This window comes from Pantoea sp. NPDC088449 (assembly GCF_044753225.1).
GTDB lineage: Bacteria > Pseudomonadota > Gammaproteobacteria > Enterobacterales > Enterobacteriaceae > Pantoea > Pantoea floridensis.
In genome coordinates, this window is record NZ_JBIVMT010000001.1 from 901,633 (window position 1) to 922,376 (window position 20,744).

Genomic DNA, 20,744 nt, shown 5'->3' on the forward strand with positions numbered 1-20,744 from the left:
GCGAAGTGGATATTTGTAAAAATGCCAAAGATTAAAACTGTACGTGGCGCCGCTAAGCGCTTCAAGAAGACCGCTTCTGGTGGCTTCAAGCGTAAGCACGCAAACCTGCGTCATATTCTGACTAAAAAGTCTACTAAGCGTAAACGTCACCTGCGTCCGAAAGGCATGGTGTCTAAAGGCGATCTGGGTCTGGTTATTGCCTGCCTGCCGTACGCATAAGTAAACTTTTTATAAATTTGCCTGAAAACGTTGCGTAACGGCCATTGGCTTGCAGGGTATAAGGCGTCACAGAATATGATATAGGAGAGCTCACATGGCTCGCGTTAAACGTGGTGTAATTGCTCGCGCACGTCACAAGAAAATCTTAAAACAAGCTAAAGGCTACTACGGTGCACGTTCACGTGTATACCGCGTTGCTTTCCAGGCTGTTATCAAAGCTGGTCAGTATGCTTACCGTGACCGTCGTCAACGTAAGCGTCAGTTCCGTCAACTGTGGATCGCACGTATCAACGCTGCGGCTCGTCAGAACGGTATCTCTTACAGCCGTTTCATCAATGGCCTGAAAAAAGCCTCGATTGAAATCGACCGTAAGATTCTGGCTGACATCGCTGTATTCGACAAAGTGACATTTACTGCACTTGTTGAAAAAGCAAAATCAGCTCTGGCGTAAGTCAGTTGAAAAAGGGAGCTTGCTCCCTTTTTTATTGCCTGCAACTCACGCAAAAGATTGACATTTTGGCCGCTGCGCATTTCAATAGTGCGTTTTCTATCATTACCAGGTAACGCAAGCATGCATGCTGCAATTTTCCGTTTCTTTTTTTACTTTAGCGCCTGAACATCAGGGGCTTTTGCGCATTAAGAAAAGAAACGAAAAATCGCGCTGAAAGCCTCCCTCGTGGAGGCTTTTTTGTTTCTGGCGACACTTAATCGGATCACACGATCCCAACGAGAACTGACCAGCCCGGCTGGAAGAAGAGGAAATCATGTCCCAACTCGCAGACCTGGTGGCCCGTGCCACGGCCGCCATCGACGAGGCGGCGGATATCGCTGCTCTGGACGCCGTGCGCGTCGAATTTCTGGGTAAGAAAGGGCACCTGACGCTGCAAATGACCACCCTGCGTGAATTGCCGGCAGAAGAGCGCCCGGCCGCAGGTGCGGTTATCAACGACGCCAAGCAGCAGGTGCAAGACCGTCTCACTGCCCGTAAAGAGACGCTGGAAAGCGCCGAGCTCAACGCGCGTCTGGCTGCCGAAACTATCGATGTGTCATTGCCGGGTCGCCGCGTTGAGAATGGCGGCTTGCATCCGGTGACGCGTACCATCGATCGTATCGAAAACTTCTTTGGCGAATTGGGTTTTGCGGTGGTAACCGGGCCTGAAATCGAAGACGATTATCACAACTTCGATGCATTAAACATTCCGGGCCATCACCCGGCACGTGCCGATCATGACACCTTCTGGTTTGATGCCACGCGCCTGCTGCGTACCCAAACCTCAGGCGTGCAGATTCGTACCATGAAAAATCAGCAGCCGCCAATCCGCATCATCGCGCCAGGACGCGTTTATCGTAACGACTACGATCAGACGCACACGCCGATGTTCCATCAGATGGAAGGTCTGATCGTCGATAAAGACATCAGCTTCACCAACCTGAAAGGCACGCTGCATGATTTCCTGAACAACTTCTTCGAAGAGAATCTGCAAATCCGCTTCCGTCCTTCTTACTTCCCGTTTACCGAACCCTCTGCTGAAGTGGACGTGATGGGTAAAAACGGCAAGTGGCTGGAAGTGCTGGGCTGTGGGATGGTACATCCCAATGTTTTGCGCAACGTGGGCATCGATCCGGAAGTGTATTCCGGCTTTGCCTTTGGCATGGGCATGGAGCGTCTCACCATGCTGCGCTACGGTGTGACCGATCTGCGCGCCTTCTTCGAAAATGATTTACGTTTCCTCAAACAATTTAAATAAGGGCAGGTTATCCAATGAAATTCAGTGAACTCTGGTTACGCGAATGGGTAAATCCAGCCCTGGATAGCGCTGCGCTGTCTGAGCAAATCACCATGGCCGGACTTGAAGTCGACGGCGTGGAGCCGGTTGCCGGTGCGTTCCACGGTGTTGTCGTGGGTGAAGTGGTTGAGTGCGGCCAACATCCTAATGCTGACAAACTGCGCGTTACCAAAATCAACGTCGGTGGCGATCGCCTGCTGGATATCGTCTGTGGCGCACCAAATTGCCGTCAGGGTCTGAAAGTCGCGGTTGCCACCGTTGGCGCGGTACTGCCGGGTGATTTCAAAATCAAAGCGGCAAAACTGCGCGGTGAACCCTCTGAAGGCATGTTGTGCTCGTTCTCGGAACTGGGTATTTCCGACGATCACAGCGGCATCATTGAGCTGCCTGCCGAGGCACCGGTTGGTGCCGACATCCGTAGCTATCTGCAGTTGGATGACAACACCATCGAAATTAGCGTGACGCCAAACCGCGCCGATTGCCTCGGCATCATCGGTATTGCGCGTGACGTCGCGGTACTGAACGGATTACCGTTGACTGCACCGGCCATTGAGCCGGTTAACGCGACCATCGCCGATACGTTCCCGATTCGCGTCGATGCGACCGCCGCGTGCCCACGCTACCTTGGCCGCGTGGTGAAAGGGGTGAATGTAAAAGCCGCCACGCCGTTGTGGATGCGTGAGAAGCTGCGTCGCTGCGGCATTCGCTCAATCGATCCTGTCGTCGATATCACTAACTATGTGCTGCTGGAACTGGGCCAACCGATGCATGCGTTTGACCTCGATCGCATCGAAGGCGGCATCGTGGTGCGCATGGCGAAAGAGGGCGAAGTGCTGACGTTGCTGGATGGCACCGAAGCCAAACTGAGCAGCGATACGCTGGTGATTGCCGATCACCACAAAGCGCTGGCGATGGGTGGCATCTTTGGTGGCGAGCATTCTGGCGTCAACGAAGAGACGCAAAACGTCCTGTTCGAATGTGCCTATTTTGATCCGCTGGCAATTACCGGCCGCGCGCGTCGTCAGGGCCTGCATACCGATGCCTCGCATCGCTACGAACGTGGCGTCGATCCGGCGCTACAGCACAAGGCGATTGAACGCGCCACGCAGCTGCTGCTGGATATCTGTGGTGGCGAGGCGGGCCCGGTGATCGATCAAACTGACGCGAGTGCACTGCCGCCGCGCGCCACCATTACGCTGCGTCGTGAAAAGTTAGATCGCTTAATTGGTCACGTCATTGCCGACGAGCAGGTGACGGATATCCTGACGCGTCTCGGCTGCGAAGTGACGATCGGCAAGGGTGAATGGCAAGCCGTTGCGCCAAGCTGGCGTTTCGATATGGCCATCGAAGAGGATTTAGTGGAAGAAGTCGCGCGTATTTACGGCTACAACAACATTCCCGATGTGCCGGTTAAAGCCAGCCTGATCATGACTCAGCATCGTGAAGCTGATTTGTCGTTGAAGCGTGCGAAAAATCTGTTGGTCGATAAAGGCTATCAGGAAGCAATTACCTACAGCTTCGTTGATCCGAAGGTACAGCAGTTGCTGCATCCGGGCGAAGAAGCGCTGATTCTGCCAAGCCCCATCTCCAGTGATATGTCGGCGATGCGTCTGTCGCTGTGGACCGGCTTACTAAGTGCGGTGGTGTACAACCAAAACCGTCAGCAGGGGCGTGTACGCCTGTTTGAGAGCGGCTTGCGCTTTGTTCCTGATACACAGGCCGATCTGGGCATTCGCCAGGATCTTATGCTGGCCGGTGTTTTAAGCGGTAATCGCTACGAAGAGCATTGGGATCTGGCGCGTCAGACGGTTGACTTCTATGATTTGAAAGGCGATTTAGAGTCGCTGCTGGATTTGACCGGTAAACTTGATGAGATTTCCTTCCGTGCGGAAGCCAATCCGGCGCTGCATCCAGGACAAAGTGCCGCAATTTATTTACGCGGCGAACGAATCGGATTTATCGGGGTGGTTCATCCAGAGCTGGAACGTAAGCTGGATCTTAACGGTCGCACCTTAGTGTTTGAACTGCTTTGGAATAAGGTCGCAGACCGCGTCCTGCCTGATGCGCGCGAGATTTCCCGCTTCCCGGCAAACCGTCGTGATATCGCCGTTGTGGTGGCTGAAAACGTGCCTGCAGCAGATATCATTGCGGAGTGTAAGAAAGTTGGCGTAAATCAGGTAGTTGGCGTAAACTTGTTTGACGTGTACCGTGGTAAGGGCGTAAACGAAGGCGAAAAGAGCCTGGCGATTAGCCTAATTTTGCAGGATACCAGCCGGACACTCGAAGAAGAGGAGATTGCCGCGACCGTTGCCAAATGCGTTGCGGCATTAAAAGAGCGATTCCAGGCAACCTTGAGGGATTGAACCTATGGCGCTTACAAAAGCTGAAATGTCAGAGTACCTGTTTGAAAAACTCGGGTTGAGCAAACGCGATGCCAAAGAGTTGGTGGAACTTTTTTTTGAAGAGGTTCGCCGCGCGTTGGAAAACGGAGAACAGGTAAAGCTGTCCGGATTTGGTAACTTTGATCTGCGTGACAAAAACCAGCGTCCGGGCCGTAACCCGAAGACGGGGGAAGATATTCCTATCACCGCGCGCCGAGTGGTGACATTCCGTCCGGGACAGAAGTTGAAAAGCCGCGTCGAGAACGCGACACCCAAGGATGCTGACTAATTTCAGTACGACAAAAAGGCCGCTTAGCGGCCTTTTTTTTGCCTGAAAATTGGCCGTTCTGCATGATTTATACATGATGTAAGGATTTCGTAAGTATGCAGAAAATATGACGAAAATCGGGACCCGCTGATAGTGACCGCTGCAAGCTATTTGTTATAACAGCGCCATCACATTACAAGAGGTTTCGCTGATGAAAAAGACAGCACTTTTATTAAGCATCCTATTAGGGATGCCGCTGCTGGCAAGCGCCAACGTGTCCGTTAATATCAATTCGCCGGGCGTTTCGATTCATATCGGCGATCAGGATAAGCGCGGCTACTATTGGGATGGCTATGACTGGCGTGCGCCAACGTGGTGGAAGCAGCATCACAATCAGCGCATTGGCACCAAGGGTCCGCACGGCTACTGGAATGGTAACGGTTGGCAGGCGCAGCATCCGGGCAATGGGCCGCACAAGGAGAATCCGCGTCAGCCGCATCCGCAGCAGCGCCACGATCAGCACGATGATCATCAGCAGCATGATAATCACGGTCAGCCAATTCCCCCGCATCAGTAATGCACTTCCAGCGGCGCCTGCACAGCGCCGCTTTCTTTTTGCTGCAATCCCACTACAATCAAATCTCTGTTTTCTCAGCCAATCTTACCTATGACTCTGCTGGATCAGCTTGCCCGTCAGGCAAATCGCCGCAGTCAGCGCTGGCTCATCGCACTTAGCGTGCTGTTAATGCTGCTCATCGGACTTAGCCTGTGTGCCGGTGATAGCTGGATTTCTCCTGGCCAATGGTTTTCGACCCGTGGCGAGCTGTTCGTCTGGCAACTGCGTATGCCGCGCACGATGGCGGTGCTGCTGGTGGGCGCGGCGCTGGCGGTGTGCGGGGTAGTGATGCAGGCGCTGTTTAATAATCCACTGGCTGAACCGGGTTTACTTGGCGTCTCCAACGGTGCAGGCATTGGATTGGTATTAGGCGTGATGCTCGGCAACGGTTCGCTCTGGAGCTTAGCCCTGGCGGCGATGGCGGGAGCCTTACTGATCACGTTGATCCTGCTGCATTTTGCCCATAAACAGCTGTCAGTGAGCCGTTTGCTGCTAACCGGCGTGGCGCTGGGCATTATCTGTAGCGCCATCATGACGTGGGCGGTGTACTTTAGCACCAGTCTCGATCTGCGCCAGCTGATGTACTGGATGATGGGCGGCTTCAGCGGCATTGACTGGCGCTATGGCGGGATGATGCTGGCGCTGCTGCCGGTAACGCTATTGCTGCTAACTACCGCACGAACGCTGAATTTACTGGCGCTGGGCGAAACCTCGGCGCGTCAGTTGGGATTACCTCTGCTGCTGTGGCGCAATCTTCTGGTACTGGCGATGGGATGGCTAGTCGGCGTGAGTGTGGCGATGGCCGGTGCGATTGGTTTTGTTGGCCTGGTGATCCCGCATTTATTGCGGCTGAGTGGGTTTAGCGATCATCGTTATCTGCTGCCCGCCGCGGCGTTGGCCGGTGCGGGTGTGCTACTTGGCGCGGATATCATTGCGCGGCTGGTGCTCACCTCCGCTGAACTGCCAATTGGTGTCGTCACCGCCACACTCGGCGCACCCTTGTTTATTGTGTTATTAGTGAAGTCTTCGCGCTAGCTTTGGCTGGCAACTTGTTATCAACAACAGGAATCGACTATGAGCATTTATCAAACTGCACTGGTTACGCTGGATGGTGAGAAAACCTCTCTGGCAGAGTTTGAAGGCAAAGTACTGCTGGTCGTAAACGTGGCGTCAAAATGTGGTCTGACGACGCAGTATGAGCAGCTAGAATCGCTGCAGAAGGCCTGGCAGGATAAGAACTTCAGCGTACTGGGCTTTCCGTGTAATCAATTCCTCGAGCAAGAGCCGGGCAGCAATGAAGAGATTAAAACCTTCTGCAGCACCACATATGGTGTGACCTTCCCGATGTTCGATAAAACCGACGTTAACGGCGAGCATCGTCATCCTTTATATGCCCAATTGACTGCGGCGCAACCGGTGGCGCAACGCCCGGAAGGCAGCGGTTTCCTTGAGCGGATGGAGAGCAAAGGCCGCGCGCCGAAAGCGCCGGGCGACATCCTGTGGAATTTCGAGAAATTCCTCATCAATAAGCAGGGCAAAGTGATTGCGCGCTTCTCGCCGGATATGACGCCAGACGATCCTATTATCCTGAAAAGCATTGAGCAGGCGCTGGCCGGGTAAATGGTATTGCAGTGTCAGGGAGTCAGCGTCCCAGGACGGTTGGCTCCCGTTGACCTGAACGTCAATGCCGGTCAGCTGGTGCACCTGGTCGGGCCGAACGGCGCAGGGAAAAGCACTTTGCTGACTGTGCTTTCTGGCCTGCTATCAAGCCAGGGTACGATTCTGCTGGATGGCAAGCCGCTGTCCGCCATGAACGGTGCTGCACTGGCGCAGCTGCGTGGCTGGTTGCCGCAGCAGCAGATAGCGCCGGGACAAATGCCGGTATGGCACTATTTGCGCATGCACGCTGCCACGGAGGCGGTACAAGCGGACGCTATTTTGCACGACGTGTTAGACCAGCTCGGCCTGCAAGACAAATTATTGCGCAGCCTAACGCAGCTTTCCGGCGGAGAGTGGCAGCGCGTACGCCTGGCGGCGGTGGTTATGCAAATTCATCCGCAGCTCAATCCACGCGGGAAAGTATTGCTGCTGGATGAGCCGATGAGTGCACTGGACGTGGCACAGCAGCGGGCTGTTGACAGGTTGCTGGCAGAACTTTGTCACAGCGGTCTGGCGATTGTTGCCAGCGGGCACGATCTCAATCACAGCTTGCGCCATGCCGATCGTGTGTGGTTAATGCACCAAGGCAAAGTCGTGCGCCAGGGAAGCGGCAAAGAGGTGTTAACCGCAGCCCAATTAGCGCCGCTCTACCAAACCACGTTTGAGCAAATCGATACCCCACAAGGGCCGCTGCTGTTTATTCCCTGAGACCTTATTGCACGCTGAGGCGCTTTGCCGCTAAAGTGTTTGCCGAGCGAGGGATGAAGGAAAACACTGATGCGGCTACTGATTTTTATTCTGGCACTGTTGTTGGCGGGCTGTAGCCATCACGCGCCGCCACCCAATGGTCGCCTGTCTGACTCCATCACCGTCATTGCCCAACTTAACGATCAGCTGAGCCGCTGGCGGGGAACGCCGTATCGTTATGGCGGTCTTAGTCGCGGTGGCGTCGATTGTTCTGGCTTTGTCTATCTCACTTTCCGCGATAAATTTGATATGCAGCTGCCGCGCTCAACGATCGATCAGACCGATATTGGTACGCGCATCGACAAGGATGAACTGCTGCCAGGCGATTTGGTGTTCTTTAAAACCGGCAGCGGTGAAAATGGTTTGCATGTGGGTATTTATGATACAGATAATACCTTTATTCACGCCTCTACCAGCCAGGGTGTGATTCGCTCTTCGCTGGATAATGTTTACTGGCGTAAAGTATTTTGGCAGGCGCGTCGCATCTAAACGCGGTTTACTTGTGCGTTAAAAGGCGCGAAAAAAGAAAGGTTATCTCACCCTGAATTAATTCCGAATTGTGCCGATATTTAACTATCATTTAAAATGGCACTTTACCCGCCATCGATTTAATACTAAAAATAAAGCTAAGTTTATTTAATTGGTATGGACATTAACCCCGGCTATTTGGCTTAAGTGTTATTTACGGCTTAAAACAGCGTAATAGTACAAAAAACGTCTTCTCTTCTAACGTTTGGTCCTATTGCCTGACTGTTTTCGTTGATATACGATGCGCTAATTGCCACTGCCTCTGGCTTGTAAAATGAAAGTCCATTTATCTGCCGACTATCAGTCGGAAACCTGGTTTTATCCAGCATACTCTCCGACGGGCCAACTGACCGCGGTGGAGCTGGTTACGCAATTTGTTCATGATAGCGCGCCTATTACGCTGCCTCAGGATCTGCTGTTGCCACAGTTAGATGATGCTCAGCAATTGCGTTTGCTCCAGAGCCAGCTTTCATTGCTGGAAAAGTACCGCGACTTTTTTGAGCTTAATCAAATTATCGCTTTGGTTCGTATTGATGATTCGATGGCAAATACGCTTTTATCCAGCGAGTTTTTGTTAAGGAAATTCAAACAAATTTCTTTTCTTGTTTTGGATATCAGTGAAGCATTTCCACAATTATCATTGGGTAAAGAGCAACCGTTGCTCGCGGCTTTACAGCGGGAATTCCGCTTATCGCTTTCTCAATTTGGTGCAGGAAAAGCACCGGCAACCGCGGTGTACGATAATCTGTTTAGCGTGCTAAAACTGGATAAAACCTTTATTCAAGAGTTGGCTAAACGTGCATCCTTTACGCCATTTATTCAGACGGTTATCGATAACTTTTCGGATTTTGCCGAGCAAATTATTATTTGCGGCATTGATGATAATTTGATGCTGGAAAAAATGACCACGCTTCGCGGCGCACATCTGCAGGGTAGCCTGTTTCCGGTGGTAAAAGCCGACCGATTAAGCGATCTCATTTATTCCGATCTTAATTTACACACGCCTTCTCAGCAGTAATCCTTTCACCTGTCATCCTGGCAGCGTCAGCGTTACACTCTTCCTTATGTTAAAAACTCAATGCTGGTGCCTTATCTAAGTGCACCTTCAGGAGTATCGATGCAATTTACTAATAGCTGGCAGCAAGAATTAACTGGATTCTACACCGCACTGGACCCAACGCCGCTGGCGGGAGGACGACTGTTTTACCACAATGCTGCGCTGGCAAAGGAGATGGGGTTAGATGATGCTCTGTTTCAGGGCAGCGGTCATGGCGTGTGGTCAGGACGTGAAATGCTGCCGGGTATGTCGCCGCTGGCGCAGGTCTACAGTGGCCATCAGTTTGGCGTCTGGGCCGGGCAGTTGGGTGATGGGCGCGGTATCTTACTCGGCGAGCAACAGCTGGCGAATGGACGCAAGCTTGATTGGCACTTGAAAGGTGCGGGGCTAACGCCTTATTCGCGTATGGGTGACGGACGCGCCGTCATCCGCTCCAGCGTGCGCGAGTTTCTCGCATCAGAGGCGTTGCACCACCTTGGCATTCCTACCACGCGTGCGCTGGCATTAGCGATTGGTGATGAGCCCGTACTGCGTGAAACCCAGGAGCGCGGCGCGATGCTAATGCGTATCGCCGAGAGCCATTTGCGTTTCGGCCATTTTGAACACTTTTATTACGGCGGCGAGCAGGACAAGGTACGCATGCTGGCGGATTACGCTATTCGCCATCACTGGCCCCACCTGCAGGATGAGGCCGATCGCTACCTGCTGTGGTTTACCGATATCGTTAAACGCACGGCCGGATTAATAGCACTTTGGCAAAGCGTTGGCTTTGCGCATGGCGTGATGAATACCGATAACATGTCGATTCTTGGCTTGACGCTGGATTATGGGCCTTATGGATTCCTTGACGACTATCAGCCCGGTTACATCTGTAATCACAGCGATTATCAGGGGCGCTACGCCTTCGAAAATCAGCCAATGATTGGTCTGTGGAATCTGAATCGCCTGGCTCACGCGTTATCCGGCCTGATGACCACCGAGCAGCTCAAGCAGGCACTAAGCCATTATGAAAGCGAGTTGATGCGCGTTTGGGGTGAGAAGATGCGTGCCAAACTCGGTTTGCTGACCGCAGAAAGTAATGACAACACCATCCTGACCGGCTTGCTGGCGCTGATGACGGCAGAGCGCAGCGATTACACGCTGACTTTGCGCATGCTTAGCGAGACGCAGCAGGATGAAACCCGCTCGCCGCTGCGTGATGAGTTTATCGACCGCGCCGCTTTTGATGGCTGGTATAGCGATTACCGCCAGCGCTTGTTACGCGATCAGGCTAGCGACGAGCAGCGTCAGGCGGTGATGAAGGCGGCCAATCCAGCGCTGGTATTGCGCAATTATCTGGCGCAGCAGGTGATTGAAGAGGTAGAGAAAGGCGAAACGGCCGCATTAGAAAAGCTGCATAACGCACTGCAACAACCCTATAGCGATGCGGCCGTGAGCGCGGAGCTGCGCCAACGGCCGCCTGAGTGGGGCAAAACGCTTGAGGTAAGTTGTTCGAGCTAGGCGTTAATTAAAGCGGCTGTCGACTGCGGCAGCCAGTTTTTCCAGCACCTCAGCGCTCTCTTCCCAGCCGAGACACGGATCGGTGATTGACTGACCATAGATCAGCGTTTCGCCGCTGACCACTTTCTGATTCCCTTCCTGCAGGAAACTCTCAATCATCACGCCCGCGACCGCTCGCGAACCGGCGCGGATTTGCGCCGCCACATCATCGGCGACATCACGTTGGCGACGATGCTGTTTCAGGCAGTTGCCATGGCTGAAGTCGATCACCAGCTGTTCTGGCAGATTGAAATCGCGCAGGTTGGCCGCCGCCGCCGCCACGTCTTCAGCGTGATAGTTTGGCTGACGACCGCCGCGCAGAATGACATGACCATGTGGATTGCCGCTGGTTTGATAAATGGTCATCTGACCGTTTTTATCCGGCGACAGGAACATATGACTGGCGCGCGCGGCGCGGATCGCATCAACCGCGATTTGCACGTTACCATCGGTGCCGTTTTTGAATCCCACCGGGCAAGAGAGCGCTGAAGCCATCTCACGGTGTATCTGGCTTTCAGTGGTGCGAGCACCAATGGCGCCCCAGCTAATCAGGTCGGCAATAAACTGGCCGATCACCATATCTAGGAATTCGGTGGCGGTCGGCATGCCCAGCGCGTTGATGTCCAACAGCAGTTTACGTGCGATAGCGATACCGCGATTCACATCGTAGCTGCCATCCAGATCGGGATCGGAAATAAGACCTTTCCAGCCAATCACGGTACGCGGTTTTTCGAAGTAGGCGCGCATCACGATCTCCAGCCGATCCTGATGACGTTCACGCAGTTCATTCAGACGTTTAGCGTATTCAATCGCTGCTTTAGGATCGTGTAGCGAGCAGGGGCCAATAATGACCAGCAAACGCGGATCTTCGCCGGTCAGAATACGTGCAATACGTTGACGGGCCGCGGTAACGTTGGCGGCGATTTCCGCCGAAATAGGATGTTCATGCGCGAGCGCAGCTGGAGTCAGCAGGCTGCCGATGCGCGCAGTGCGCAGTTCATCAGTCTTGTTCATTCGGATTCTCAAAAAATGGTTCTTCGCAGCGGTGAAATACCGGGAAGTGATGGTGATCACAATAAACCATTAGCCTGCGAATTCAACCTGCTAAAAACAAAGGTCTTAAAACAAGACGGAAGCCAGGCTTTACGATCGTATTACCGATGAGGTCACCATAAATGGCGACCCTACGTTTACAGAGCTGGGTTTTTGTAGGGTGCGCATTCATGCGCACCTGCATAATCAGGCAATGATTTGCTTGAGTGAGCGGCATTACGCCATAAATGGCGACCCTACAGAAGGCAGTTAATACATGCTACGACTCAGGCCCATGATATCGAGGATTTTGGTGGCAATCTCTTCCACCGAATAGTTGGTACTGTTGAGGTAACGAATTTGGTTGGTGCGGAAGAGCGCTTCTACTTCTCCCACTTCCAGACGACATTGGCGCAGCGAAGCGTAACGAGTATTTTCCGCACGCTCCTGACGAATTGCTTCCAGACGTTCCGGATCGATAGTTAATCCAAACAACTTATGCTGATGCGCACGCAGCGCCGGCGGCAGCTTCAAATTGTCCATATCATCGGCGATAAACGGATAGTTAGCGGCCCGCACGCCAAACTGCATCGCCAGGTACAAGCTGGTGGGCGTTTTACCGCAGCGCGACACGCCAAGCAAAATTACCTGTGCATCTTCAAGGCCGCGCAGGGAAATGCCATCGTCATGCGCGAGGGTATAGTCGATTGCCGCGATGCGCGCGTCATATTTGCCAAGGTTACTGGCAGTCAAACCATGCGTACGGTGCGCCACCGGCATCGAAGCCACACCTAATTCGCTTTGTAACGGTGCCACCAACGCTTGCACGATATCCTGACAAAAGCCTTCGCTCTCCAGGATAATTTCACGCACATCGGGCGTGACAATCGAAAAGAATACCAGCGGCCGCACGCCGCTCTGCTGATAGAGTGCATTAATCTGCGCTTTCACAGCTTGTGCACGCTGAACATTCTCCACAAAGGGTAGCGTGACGCTGTTGGTGATAACCGGGAACTGTGAAAGCACCGCGTGCCCCAGCACTTCGGCAGTGATGGCGGTACCATCAGAAATGTAGAAGACGCTACGTTCAGTGCTCATAGTCTGCTTAACCCTCATGTCTATAAATGACAGATATCATCAACCTTACTATTTCATTTTAAAGTGATAAGAAATGAAATATCCATACTGTTTACTGCTCGTTGGCGAAAATGAGCACGTTGATAATCAATATTAGATGAAATGCTGTTTTGAAAAGCGTTATTTTCGCGCATTTTCTTTTTCGCGCATGAAATAAAGTTTGCAGGCGTTGCGCAACGTAAACCAATCGCTAACCCTCTGAAAAAGGGAAAAATAACGATATAGCAGTTTGTTAGCATTAAATAGGCCGTTTGCGCAACATCATTAATTCTGGGTACTAATCCTATTTTGCCGCTCTTTTCCTGCTTTAACGATTCAACACTTAGTCTTTATTTATGGGTTGTGCCAAGCTGTTTCTGCGAATAGCAAAATGTTCCATGTGTGAACCAATCATTTAAAAGGATAATCTCAATGTCCATTCAAGACCAACAGTCGCTAGTGCTCTGGTACAACCAGCTTGGCATGCATGATGTTGATCGGGTGGGAGGCAAGAACGCTTCCCTCGGAGAAATGATTACGAATTTGTCGTCGCTGGGTGTTTCCGTTCCCAACGGTTATGCGACCACATCTTACGCGTTTAATCTGTTTCTCGATCAAAGCGGACTGAACCAGCGCATTTATGATTTGCTGGATAAAACGGATGTTGATGATGTTGCTGAGCTCGCGCAAGCGGGTAAACAGATTCGTCAATGGGTGGTGGACACGCCATTCCAGCCTGAGCTGGAAGCGGCGATTCGCAGTGCCTACGAACAACTCTCTGCTGATGATGCCGAAGCCTCCTTCGCTGTGCGTTCGTCGGCCACCGCCGAAGATATGCCCGATGCCTCGTTTGCCGGTCAGCAGGAGACTTTCCTGAACGTGCAGGGTTATGACGCGGTGATTATCGCGGTTAAGCACGTATTTGCTTCCTTATTTAACGATCGCGCCATCTCTTACCGTGTGCATCAGGGCTACGACCATCGCGGCGTCGCGCTCTCTGCAGGTATTCAACGGATGGTACGATCGGATCTCGCATCGTCCGGCGTGATGTTTACCATTGATACTGAATCGGGCTTTGATCAGGTGGTGTTTATCACCTCGGCGTTCGGTTTGGGTGAGATGGTAGTGCAAGGCGCTGTCAACCCGGATGAGTTCTACGTGCATAAACCGACGCTGGCAGCCAATCGCCCAGCGATTGTGCGCCGTACCATGGGCTCGAAAAAGCTGCGCATGGTCTACGCCGATTCACAGGAACATGGCGAGCAGGTGCGCATTGAAGACGTCGAGCAAGAGCAGCGCGACCGCTTCAGTTTAACCGATGACGAAGTGCAGGCGCTGGCGCGTCAGGCGGTGCTGATTGAACAGCACTACAAGCGCCCAATGGACATTGAGTGGGCGAAAGATGGCCACACCGGTAAGCTGTTTATTGTGCAGGCGCGGCCGGAAACAGTGCGATCTAATGGCCAGGTGATGGAGCGCTATACGCTGCAAGGCAAGGGCAAGGTCGTAGTAGAAGGACGCGCCATAGGCCATCGCATTGGTGCCGGTGAAGTTAAAGTTATCCATGACATTAGTGAAATGCACCGCATTGAAAAAGGCGATGTGCTGGTCACTGACATGACCGATCCCGATTGGGAACCGATCATGAAGAAAGCCTCAGCGATCGTAACCAATCGCGGTGGACGAACCTGTCATGCGGCCATTATCGCCCGTGAGCTGGGCATCCCTGCCGTAGTGGGTTGTGGTGATGCGACCGACCATCTGAAAGATGGCCAGAAGGTGACGGTGTCCTGTGCCGAGGGTGATACCGGTTATGTGTATGGTGAACTGCTGGACTTTGAAGTCACCAGCTCGCAGGTGGATACCATGCCGGATCTGCCGCTGAAAATTATGATGAACATCGGTAACCCCGATCGCGCCTTCGACTTTGCCTGCTTGCCGAACGAAGGTGTGGGTCTGGCGCGTCTGGAGTTCATCATTAACCGCATGATTGGCGTGCATCCGAAAGCGCTGCTGGAGTTCGATCAGCAAACGCCTGAGCTGCAGCAGCAGATTCGCCAGATGATGAAAGGTTTTGATGACCCAATTGAGTTCTACATCGGTCGTCTGACCGAAGGGATTGCCACCCTGGGGGCGGCGTTTGCGCCGAAGCGCGTTATCGTTCGTCTCTCTGATTTCAAAACTAACGAATACGCTAACCTGGTGGGCGGCGAGCGTTATGAACCGGAAGAAGAGAACCCGATGCTGGGATTCCGTGGCGCCGGCCGCTATGTGGCTGACAGCTTCCGCGACTGCTTCAAGCTGGAGTGTGAGGCGGTGAAACGTGTGCGCAATGAAATGGGATTGACCAACGTCGAAATCATGATCCCCTTCGTGCGTACAGTGGATCAGGCCGAAGCGGTGGTTGCGGAGCTGGCGAAAAATGGCCTGAAGCGCGGCGAAAACGGTTTGAAGGTCATTATGATGTGTGAAATCCCTTCAAATGCCTTGCTGGCAGAGCAGTTCCTCGAGCACTTTGATGGCTTCTCGATTGGTTCCAACGACATGACGCAGCTGGCGCTGGGTTTGGATCGCGACTCCGGCGTGGTGTCAGCGCTGTTTGACGAGCGTAATGATGCCGTCAAAGCATTGCTTTCCATGTCCATTAAAGCCGCGAAGAAACAAGGTAAATACGTGGGGATCTGTGGTCAGGGTCCATCTGATCATCAGGATTTTGCCGCGTGGCTGATGGAGCAGGGCATTGACAGCCTGTCCCTCAATCCAGACACGGTAGTAGAGACATGGCTGAGTCTGGCAGAACTGAACGCCGCGAAACACTGATCAAGAGGAATAAAGACACGTTAGAGGTGAATCTAATGTGTTCTTGATGAAATCATTAAGGCCAGCGCTGCTGGCCTTATCTTTTTACGTGAAAAACAGGCAAAAAAAAGCCCATCACAGGGGATGGGCAAAGACTACACACAGCAATTCTTCACTTTACTCAGGGGAATAAGGTTGTTTAGAAATCAGTAGCTTGATTTCAAACATAGGAAACATGTTATTCATCAGGCCTTGTGGCGTCTTTAAGAATCCTCTTATTAGTTTAAAGCTGATAATCTTTCATGGTCATTTTCATCGGTGTACCCCCTTGATTCAGTCCGAAAAATAATCATTCCATTAGCCAAACCCCGCTAAAGCCGCTAAAACATCGTTTTTTCTTAAAAATCGCTTATGAAAAAAAATAATTCCTGCGGGGTAATGACCGATGATGATGAAGTGGCATTAGGCCGGTTAAAGTAAGGCCAATCTAAAGCGGAGAAATTGCAATGTCGCTTTGCAGAGCGTAATGCTTACGGGGCGGGGGTAAAGCGGGTCGCCATTCATGCGCGGCGACCCTACAACGGTGCGCGACAAAACTTAATGTGGGTGTTCTTCGTGATCGTCAAGCGCTTCGATAGCCGTTTGCATATCATCATCCGGCTCGGGTGCTTCATGCATCCACACCGTTACCAGGCGATAAGAGACCGCCAGCACCACGGGGCCAATAAACAGCCCAATCATGCCAAAGGCAATTAAGCCACCAATGACGCCGGAAAGAATCAGGATCATCGGCAAATCCGCGCCCATACGAATCAGTACCGGCCGCAGCACGCTATCCAATGTGCCTACCACGCAACTCCAGACTAATAGCACGGTGCCCCATGTGGTATCACCGCTCCAGTACAGCCAGATAATGGCCGGGACCAACACCACCAGCGGGCCGAGTTGCACCAGGCAAGTCAGAATCATCAGCACGGTTAATAATGTGGCATAGGGGATACCGGAAATGGCCAGGCCAATGCCGCCGAGCACGCCCTGTACCAGCGCCGTGACCACCACGCCAAGCGCCACGGCACGAATCGCCTGACCTGCCAGCAGCACGGCGGCATCACCGCGGCGACCACTCATACGGTAAGCAAAATGTCGGATGCCTTGCCCAACTTGCTCCCCGCGCCAATACAGCAGCACGCTGAACAGCAACATCACGACGAGATGCATCATGAAGCGGCCAAAGTGTCCGGCCTGCGCCACAAAGAAGCCGGTAGTACGACCTATATAAGGTTGTACCTGGCTCAACATCGCCGATCCTCCGCCATCCACTAATTTGTGATAGCTCGAATAAAGCTTGTTGCCACCATAAGGAATGTCACGTAGCCAGGCAAAATCGGGCATCACCAAATGGCGTTGCGTTGCCCAGGCGATCACCGGCGCGCTGTTATCAATTAAGCTGCTTACCAGCAGGGCGATAGGAATAATGAACAACAGCAAGAGCAGTAGCGTCATGGCAATAACCGCCAGCGAGCGTCTTCCCCACATCAGTTGTTGCAGGCGGATCATCAATGGCCAGGTAGCGATCACCACCATGCTGGCCCAGGCGAAGCCCAGAATAAACGGCTGAACCACCCACAGACAGGCGACGATCATGATCAGAATGAACATCAACGAGAACAGCATTTGCGGTAAATCCATACCGCGTTGCAGGCTTTTCATCACAACATTTAACCTCGATTGAATCCTTCAGAGTGGGGCTGAACGGCCCTAATTAATGATGATCTATTTCCGGGAAATTAAACAGGAATAGCAGCGGCGGCCATGCGCTTTCCTGAAAAAACAGCGTGCGGCAAAAAAGTATGATAAAACCAAGGGCTGAAAAAAATCACGACGCAAACGTTTACAACATCTCGGTCACTCAATAATGATCCCACAGATTTCTCAGGCACCGGGCCTCGTTCAACTGGTGCTGACATTCCTGCAGTCCTTAAAAGAGCAAGGGTTCACTGGCGATACGGCCACCAGCTATGCCGATCGCCTGTCGCTATCCACCGATAACAGTATTTATCAACTGCTGCCTGATGCGGCGCTGTTTCCGCGATCGACGGCTGATGTGGCGCTAATTGCGCGTCTGGCCGCAGAAGCGCGCTTTAATAGCCTGGTCTTCACCCCGCGTGGTGGTGGCACCGGTACTAACGGGCAATCGCTTAATCAGGGCATCGTGGTTGATATGTCGCGCTACATGAACCGCATCCTCGAAATCAACACCGAACAGGGTTGGGTGCGGGTTGAAGCGGGCGTGGTGAAGGACCAACTTAATGCGTGGCTAAAACCTTACGGCTTCTTCTTCTCGCCGGAACTCTCTACCAGTAACCGCGCCACCTTGGGTGGCATGATCAATACTGACGCCTCCGGGCAAGGTTCGCTGGTGTATGGCAAAACCTCCGATCACGTCGAAGGGCTGCGCGCGGTGCTGTTAGGCGGCGATATCCTCGATACGCGCGCGATGCCAACCGAACTGGCAGAACAGCTGGCGAGCACGCCAACCGCTGAAGGGCGCATCTATCAGCAGGTATTAACGCGCTGCCGTGAACAGCGCAGTTTGATTCTGGAAAAATTCCCTAAGCTGAACCGCTTTCTGACCGGTTACGATCTGCGGCATGTGTTCAGCGATGATCTGCAAACCTTCGATCTCACGCGCCTGTTATGCGGTGCGGAAGGTACGCTGGCCTTTATCACTGAAGCGCGTCTTGATATCACGCCCATTCCCAAAGTGCGTCGTTTGGTGAATATCAAATATGATTCGTTCGACTCGGCGTTACGCAATGCACCTTTTATGGTGGAAGCCAAAGCGCTGTCGGTGGAAACGGTTGACTCGAAAGTATTGAACCTGGCGCGTGAAGATATCGTCTGGCACTCGGTGCATGAATTGATTACCGATGTGCCAGACAAAGAGATGCTGGGCCTGAACATCGTGGAGTTTGCCGGTGATGATGCCGAACTGATCGAGCAGCAAATTGCAACGCTGTGCCTGCGTCTGGATGCATTAATGCTGCAGCAATCCGGCGGCGTCATTGGTTATCAGCTGTGTAACGATGTGGCCGGCATTGAGCGCATCTATAACATGCGCAAAAAAGCGGTGGGCCTACTAGGTAACGCCAAAGGGCGCGCTAAGCCGATACCGTTTGTTGAAGATACGGCGGTACCGCCAGAACAGCTGGCCGATTACATCGTTGAGTTTCGCGCGCTGCTCGACAGCCACGGCCTGAGTTACGGCATGTTTGGCCACGTGGATGCGGGCGTGTTGCACGTGCGTCCGGCGCTGGATATGTGCGATCCGCAGCAGGAGCTGTTGATGAAGCAGATCTCCGATGAAGTGGTCGCGCTAACCGCCCGCTACGGCGGTTTATTGTGGGGCGAGCACGGCAAAGGTTTCCGCGCACAGTACAGCCCGGCATTCTTCGGTGAAACGCTGTTCAATGAGCTACGTCGTATTAAAGCGGCGTTCGATCCCGACAACCGCCTCAATCCTGGCAAGATCTGCACACCGCTGAAGAGCAACGAACCAATGATGCAGGTGGATGCGGTGAAACGCGGTACCTACGATCGTCAGATTCCCGTCACGGTGCGCAATGAGTGGCGCGGTGCGATGGAGTGTAACGGCAACGGTTTGTGCTTCAATTTTGACGTGAACAGCCCGATGTGCCCGTCGATGAAAATTACTCGTAATCGCATTCATTCGCCGAAAGGCCGCGCCACGTTAACGCGTGAATGGTTACGTTTGCTCTCTGAGCAGGGGGTTGATCCTCTGCAACTGGAACATGCTTTGCCCAAACAGGGTGCCAGCCTGCGCACCTTGATTCAACGCACGCGTAATTCTTGGCACGCGAAGAAAGGGGAATATGACTTTTCCCATGAGGTAAAAGAGGCGATGTCGGGCTGTCTGGCCTGTAAAGCCTGTTCGACGCAGTGCCCAATCAAGATTGATGTGCCGAATTTCCGTTCGCGCTTTTTGCAGCTTTATCACACCCGCTATTTGCGTCCAGTGAGCGATCATCTGGTGGCAACCGTTGAGAGTTATGCGCCGTTGATGGCGAAAGCCCCTAAGGTGTTCAACTTCTTCCTGAAACAGCCGTGGATGCGCGATCTCAGTAAAACGCACATTGGTATGGTGGATTTGCCGCTGCTGTCATCACCGAGCCTCAAGCAACAGTTGAGCGGTCATCCGGCGATGAACCTCACGCTGGAGCAGCTAGAGGCAATGGAGACCACACAACGTGAAAACTGTGTGCTGGTGGTGCAGGATCCCTTTACCAGCTATTACGAAGCGCAGCTGGTGACCGATTTCGTCAAGCTGATCGAAAAGCTCGGTTATCGCCCGGTGCTACTGCCGTTCTCTCCCAATGGCAAAGCGCAGCATGTAAAAGGCTTCCTGCAGCGCTTTGCGCGTACCGCCAGTAAAACTGCGGATTTCCTCAATCGCGTGGCGAAACTTGGCGTGCCAATGGTGGGCGTCGATCCGGCAACGGTGCTTTGTTATCGCGATGAGTACAATCAGGTGCTGGGCGAGCAGCGCGGTGAGTTTAACGTGCAGCTGGTGCACGAATGGCTGCACACGGCGCTGGCTGAGCGTGCGGTGCAAACTGCCAGCGGCGAGGCTTGGTATCTGTTCGCGCACTGCACCGAGGTAACGGCACTGCCCTCCACGCCGAATCAGTGGCAGGGCATTTTTGCTCGCTTTGGCGCAAAGCTGGAGAACGTCAACGTGGGCTGTTGTGGCATGGCAGGTACTTACGGCCATGAAAGTAAAAATCTGGAGAATTCGCTGGGGATTTACGAGCTGTCATGGCATCCACAGCTGCAAAAGCTGCCACGTCAACGCTGCCTGGCTACCGGCTTCTCCTGTCGCAGTCAGGTGAAGCGCGCGGAAGGCAACGGGATGCGTCATCCGTTGCAAGCATTACTGGAAATGATGTAAACAAATTGTAGGAGTCGTCACAAAGCT

The 20,744-nt window shown here is 53.0% G+C and carries 18 protein-coding genes, 1 other RNA gene and 1 other annotated feature; of the genes, 15 read left to right on the forward strand and 4 right to left on the reverse strand.

Annotation, left to right across the window (positions count from 1 at the left end; all coding sequences use genetic code 11):
• Positions 1-21: 21 nt before the first annotated feature.
• The 13 genes from rpmI (at position 22) to ACIP6T_RS04375 (ending at position 10,762) form a co-directional block, all read left to right on the forward strand.
• The gene (gene rpmI / locus ACIP6T_RS04315; RefSeq protein ID WP_004157374.1) at positions 22-219 is read left to right on the forward strand and encodes a 50S ribosomal protein L35; all 198 of its coding nucleotides are present in this window, start codon (positions 22-24) and stop codon (positions 217-219) included.
• A 94-nt stretch (positions 220-313) separates the two neighbouring features.
• Positions 314-670 (forward strand): 50S ribosomal protein L20, encoded by a 357-nt coding sequence (rplT, locus tag ACIP6T_RS04320; RefSeq protein ID WP_007892678.1) that lies wholly within the window; start codon positions 314-316, stop codon positions 668-670.
• A gap of 115 nt (positions 671-785) precedes the next feature.
• Positions 786-912: a sequence feature (Phe leader region), on the forward strand.
• Entirely contained in the window at positions 791-835 is a 45-nt protein-coding gene (gene pheM / locus ACIP6T_RS04325) for a pheST operon leader peptide PheM (RefSeq protein WP_121626058.1), read from the forward strand. Its footprint overlaps the feature before it by 45 nt.
• Before the next feature lie 71 nt (positions 913-983).
• Positions 984-1,967 (forward strand): phenylalanine--tRNA ligase subunit alpha, encoded by a 984-nt coding sequence (gene pheS / locus ACIP6T_RS04330; protein ID WP_007892680.1) that lies wholly within the window; start codon positions 984-986, stop codon positions 1,965-1,967.
• A gap of 14 nt (positions 1,968-1,981) precedes the next feature.
• Complete coding sequence (gene pheT, locus ACIP6T_RS04335) at positions 1,982-4,369, forward strand: phenylalanine--tRNA ligase subunit beta (RefSeq protein WP_400455541.1); 2,388 nt, start codon at positions 1,982-1,984, stop codon at positions 4,367-4,369.
• A 4-nt stretch (positions 4,370-4,373) separates the two neighbouring features.
• On the forward strand, positions 4,374-4,676 hold the full coding sequence (gene ihfA / locus ACIP6T_RS04340) for an integration host factor subunit alpha (protein WP_007892687.1): 303 nt from the start codon (positions 4,374-4,376) through the stop codon (positions 4,674-4,676).
• 190 nt (positions 4,677-4,866) lie between these two features.
• Positions 4,867-5,232 carry a DUF2502 domain-containing protein gene (locus ACIP6T_RS04345; RefSeq protein ID WP_400455542.1) on the forward strand — a complete coding sequence of 122 codons (366 nt, stop codon included), beginning with the start codon at positions 4,867-4,869 and terminating at the stop codon, positions 5,230-5,232.
• A 90-nt stretch (positions 5,233-5,322) separates the two neighbouring features.
• Positions 5,323-6,306, forward strand: coding sequence for a vitamin B12 ABC transporter permease BtuC (gene btuC / locus ACIP6T_RS04350; protein ID WP_400455545.1), 984 nt, complete (start codon positions 5,323-5,325; stop codon positions 6,304-6,306).
• A 39-nt stretch (positions 6,307-6,345) separates the two neighbouring features.
• The gene (locus ACIP6T_RS04355) at positions 6,346-6,891 is read left to right on the forward strand and encodes a glutathione peroxidase (RefSeq protein ID WP_400455548.1); all 546 of its coding nucleotides are present in this window, start codon (positions 6,346-6,348) and stop codon (positions 6,889-6,891) included.
• Positions 6,892-7,638, forward strand: a complete 747-nt coding sequence (gene btuD, locus ACIP6T_RS04360; protein WP_400455551.1) for a vitamin B12 ABC transporter ATP-binding protein BtuD — start codon at positions 6,892-6,894, stop codon at positions 7,636-7,638.
• Between the two features lie 69 nt (positions 7,639-7,707).
• Entirely contained in the window at positions 7,708-8,166 is a 459-nt protein-coding gene (locus ACIP6T_RS04365) for an NlpC/P60 family protein (RefSeq protein ID WP_097094116.1), read from the forward strand.
• 313 nt (positions 8,167-8,479) lie between these two features.
• Positions 8,480-9,223 (forward strand): EAL domain-containing protein, encoded by a 744-nt coding sequence (locus ACIP6T_RS04370; RefSeq protein ID WP_097094115.1) that lies wholly within the window; start codon positions 8,480-8,482, stop codon positions 9,221-9,223.
• Between the two features lie 99 nt (positions 9,224-9,322).
• Positions 9,323-10,762 carry a YdiU family protein gene (locus ACIP6T_RS04375; RefSeq protein ID WP_400455554.1) on the forward strand — a complete coding sequence of 480 codons (1,440 nt, stop codon included), beginning with the start codon at positions 9,323-9,325 and terminating at the stop codon, positions 10,760-10,762.
• A 3-nt stretch (positions 10,763-10,765) separates the two neighbouring features.
• On the opposite strand, the gene ACIP6T_RS04380 is transcribed toward ACIP6T_RS04375, so the two are convergent.
• Both ACIP6T_RS04380 and ACIP6T_RS04385 read right to left on the reverse strand, forming a co-directional pair.
• Positions 10,766-11,815, reverse strand: coding sequence for a 3-deoxy-7-phosphoheptulonate synthase (locus ACIP6T_RS04380; protein ID WP_400455556.1), 1,050 nt, complete (start codon positions 11,813-11,815; stop codon positions 10,766-10,768).
• A gap of 288 nt (positions 11,816-12,103) precedes the next feature.
• A complete protein-coding gene (locus ACIP6T_RS04385) occupies positions 12,104-12,931 on the reverse strand; it encodes a pyruvate, water dikinase regulatory protein (RefSeq protein WP_097094112.1) in 828 nt (275 codons plus the stop codon).
• Between the two features lie 450 nt (positions 12,932-13,381).
• On the opposite strand from ACIP6T_RS04385, the gene ppsA reads away from it, so the two are divergent.
• Entirely contained in the window at positions 13,382-15,769 is a 2,388-nt protein-coding gene (gene ppsA / locus ACIP6T_RS04390) for a phosphoenolpyruvate synthase (RefSeq protein ID WP_097094111.1), read from the forward strand.
• A 99-nt stretch (positions 15,770-15,868) separates the two neighbouring features.
• On the opposite strand, the gene rprA is transcribed toward ppsA, so the two are convergent.
• Together rprA and ydiK are read right to left on the reverse strand one after the other, a co-directional pair.
• Positions 15,869-15,976, reverse strand: an RNA gene (rprA, locus tag ACIP6T_RS04395) — antisense sRNA RprA.
• 369 nt (positions 15,977-16,345) lie between these two features.
• Entirely contained in the window at positions 16,346-17,458 is a 1,113-nt protein-coding gene (gene ydiK / locus ACIP6T_RS04400) for an AI-2E family transporter YdiK (protein WP_097094110.1), read from the reverse strand.
• Positions 17,459-17,663: 205 nt separating this feature from the next.
• On the opposite strand from ydiK, the gene ACIP6T_RS04405 reads away from it, so the two are divergent.
• Positions 17,664-20,717: an FAD-binding and (Fe-S)-binding domain-containing protein gene (locus ACIP6T_RS04405; RefSeq protein ID WP_400455560.1), complete on the forward strand. Its 3,054-nt coding sequence runs from the start codon at positions 17,664-17,666 to the stop codon at positions 20,715-20,717.
• Positions 20,718-20,744: the final 27 nt, after the last annotated feature.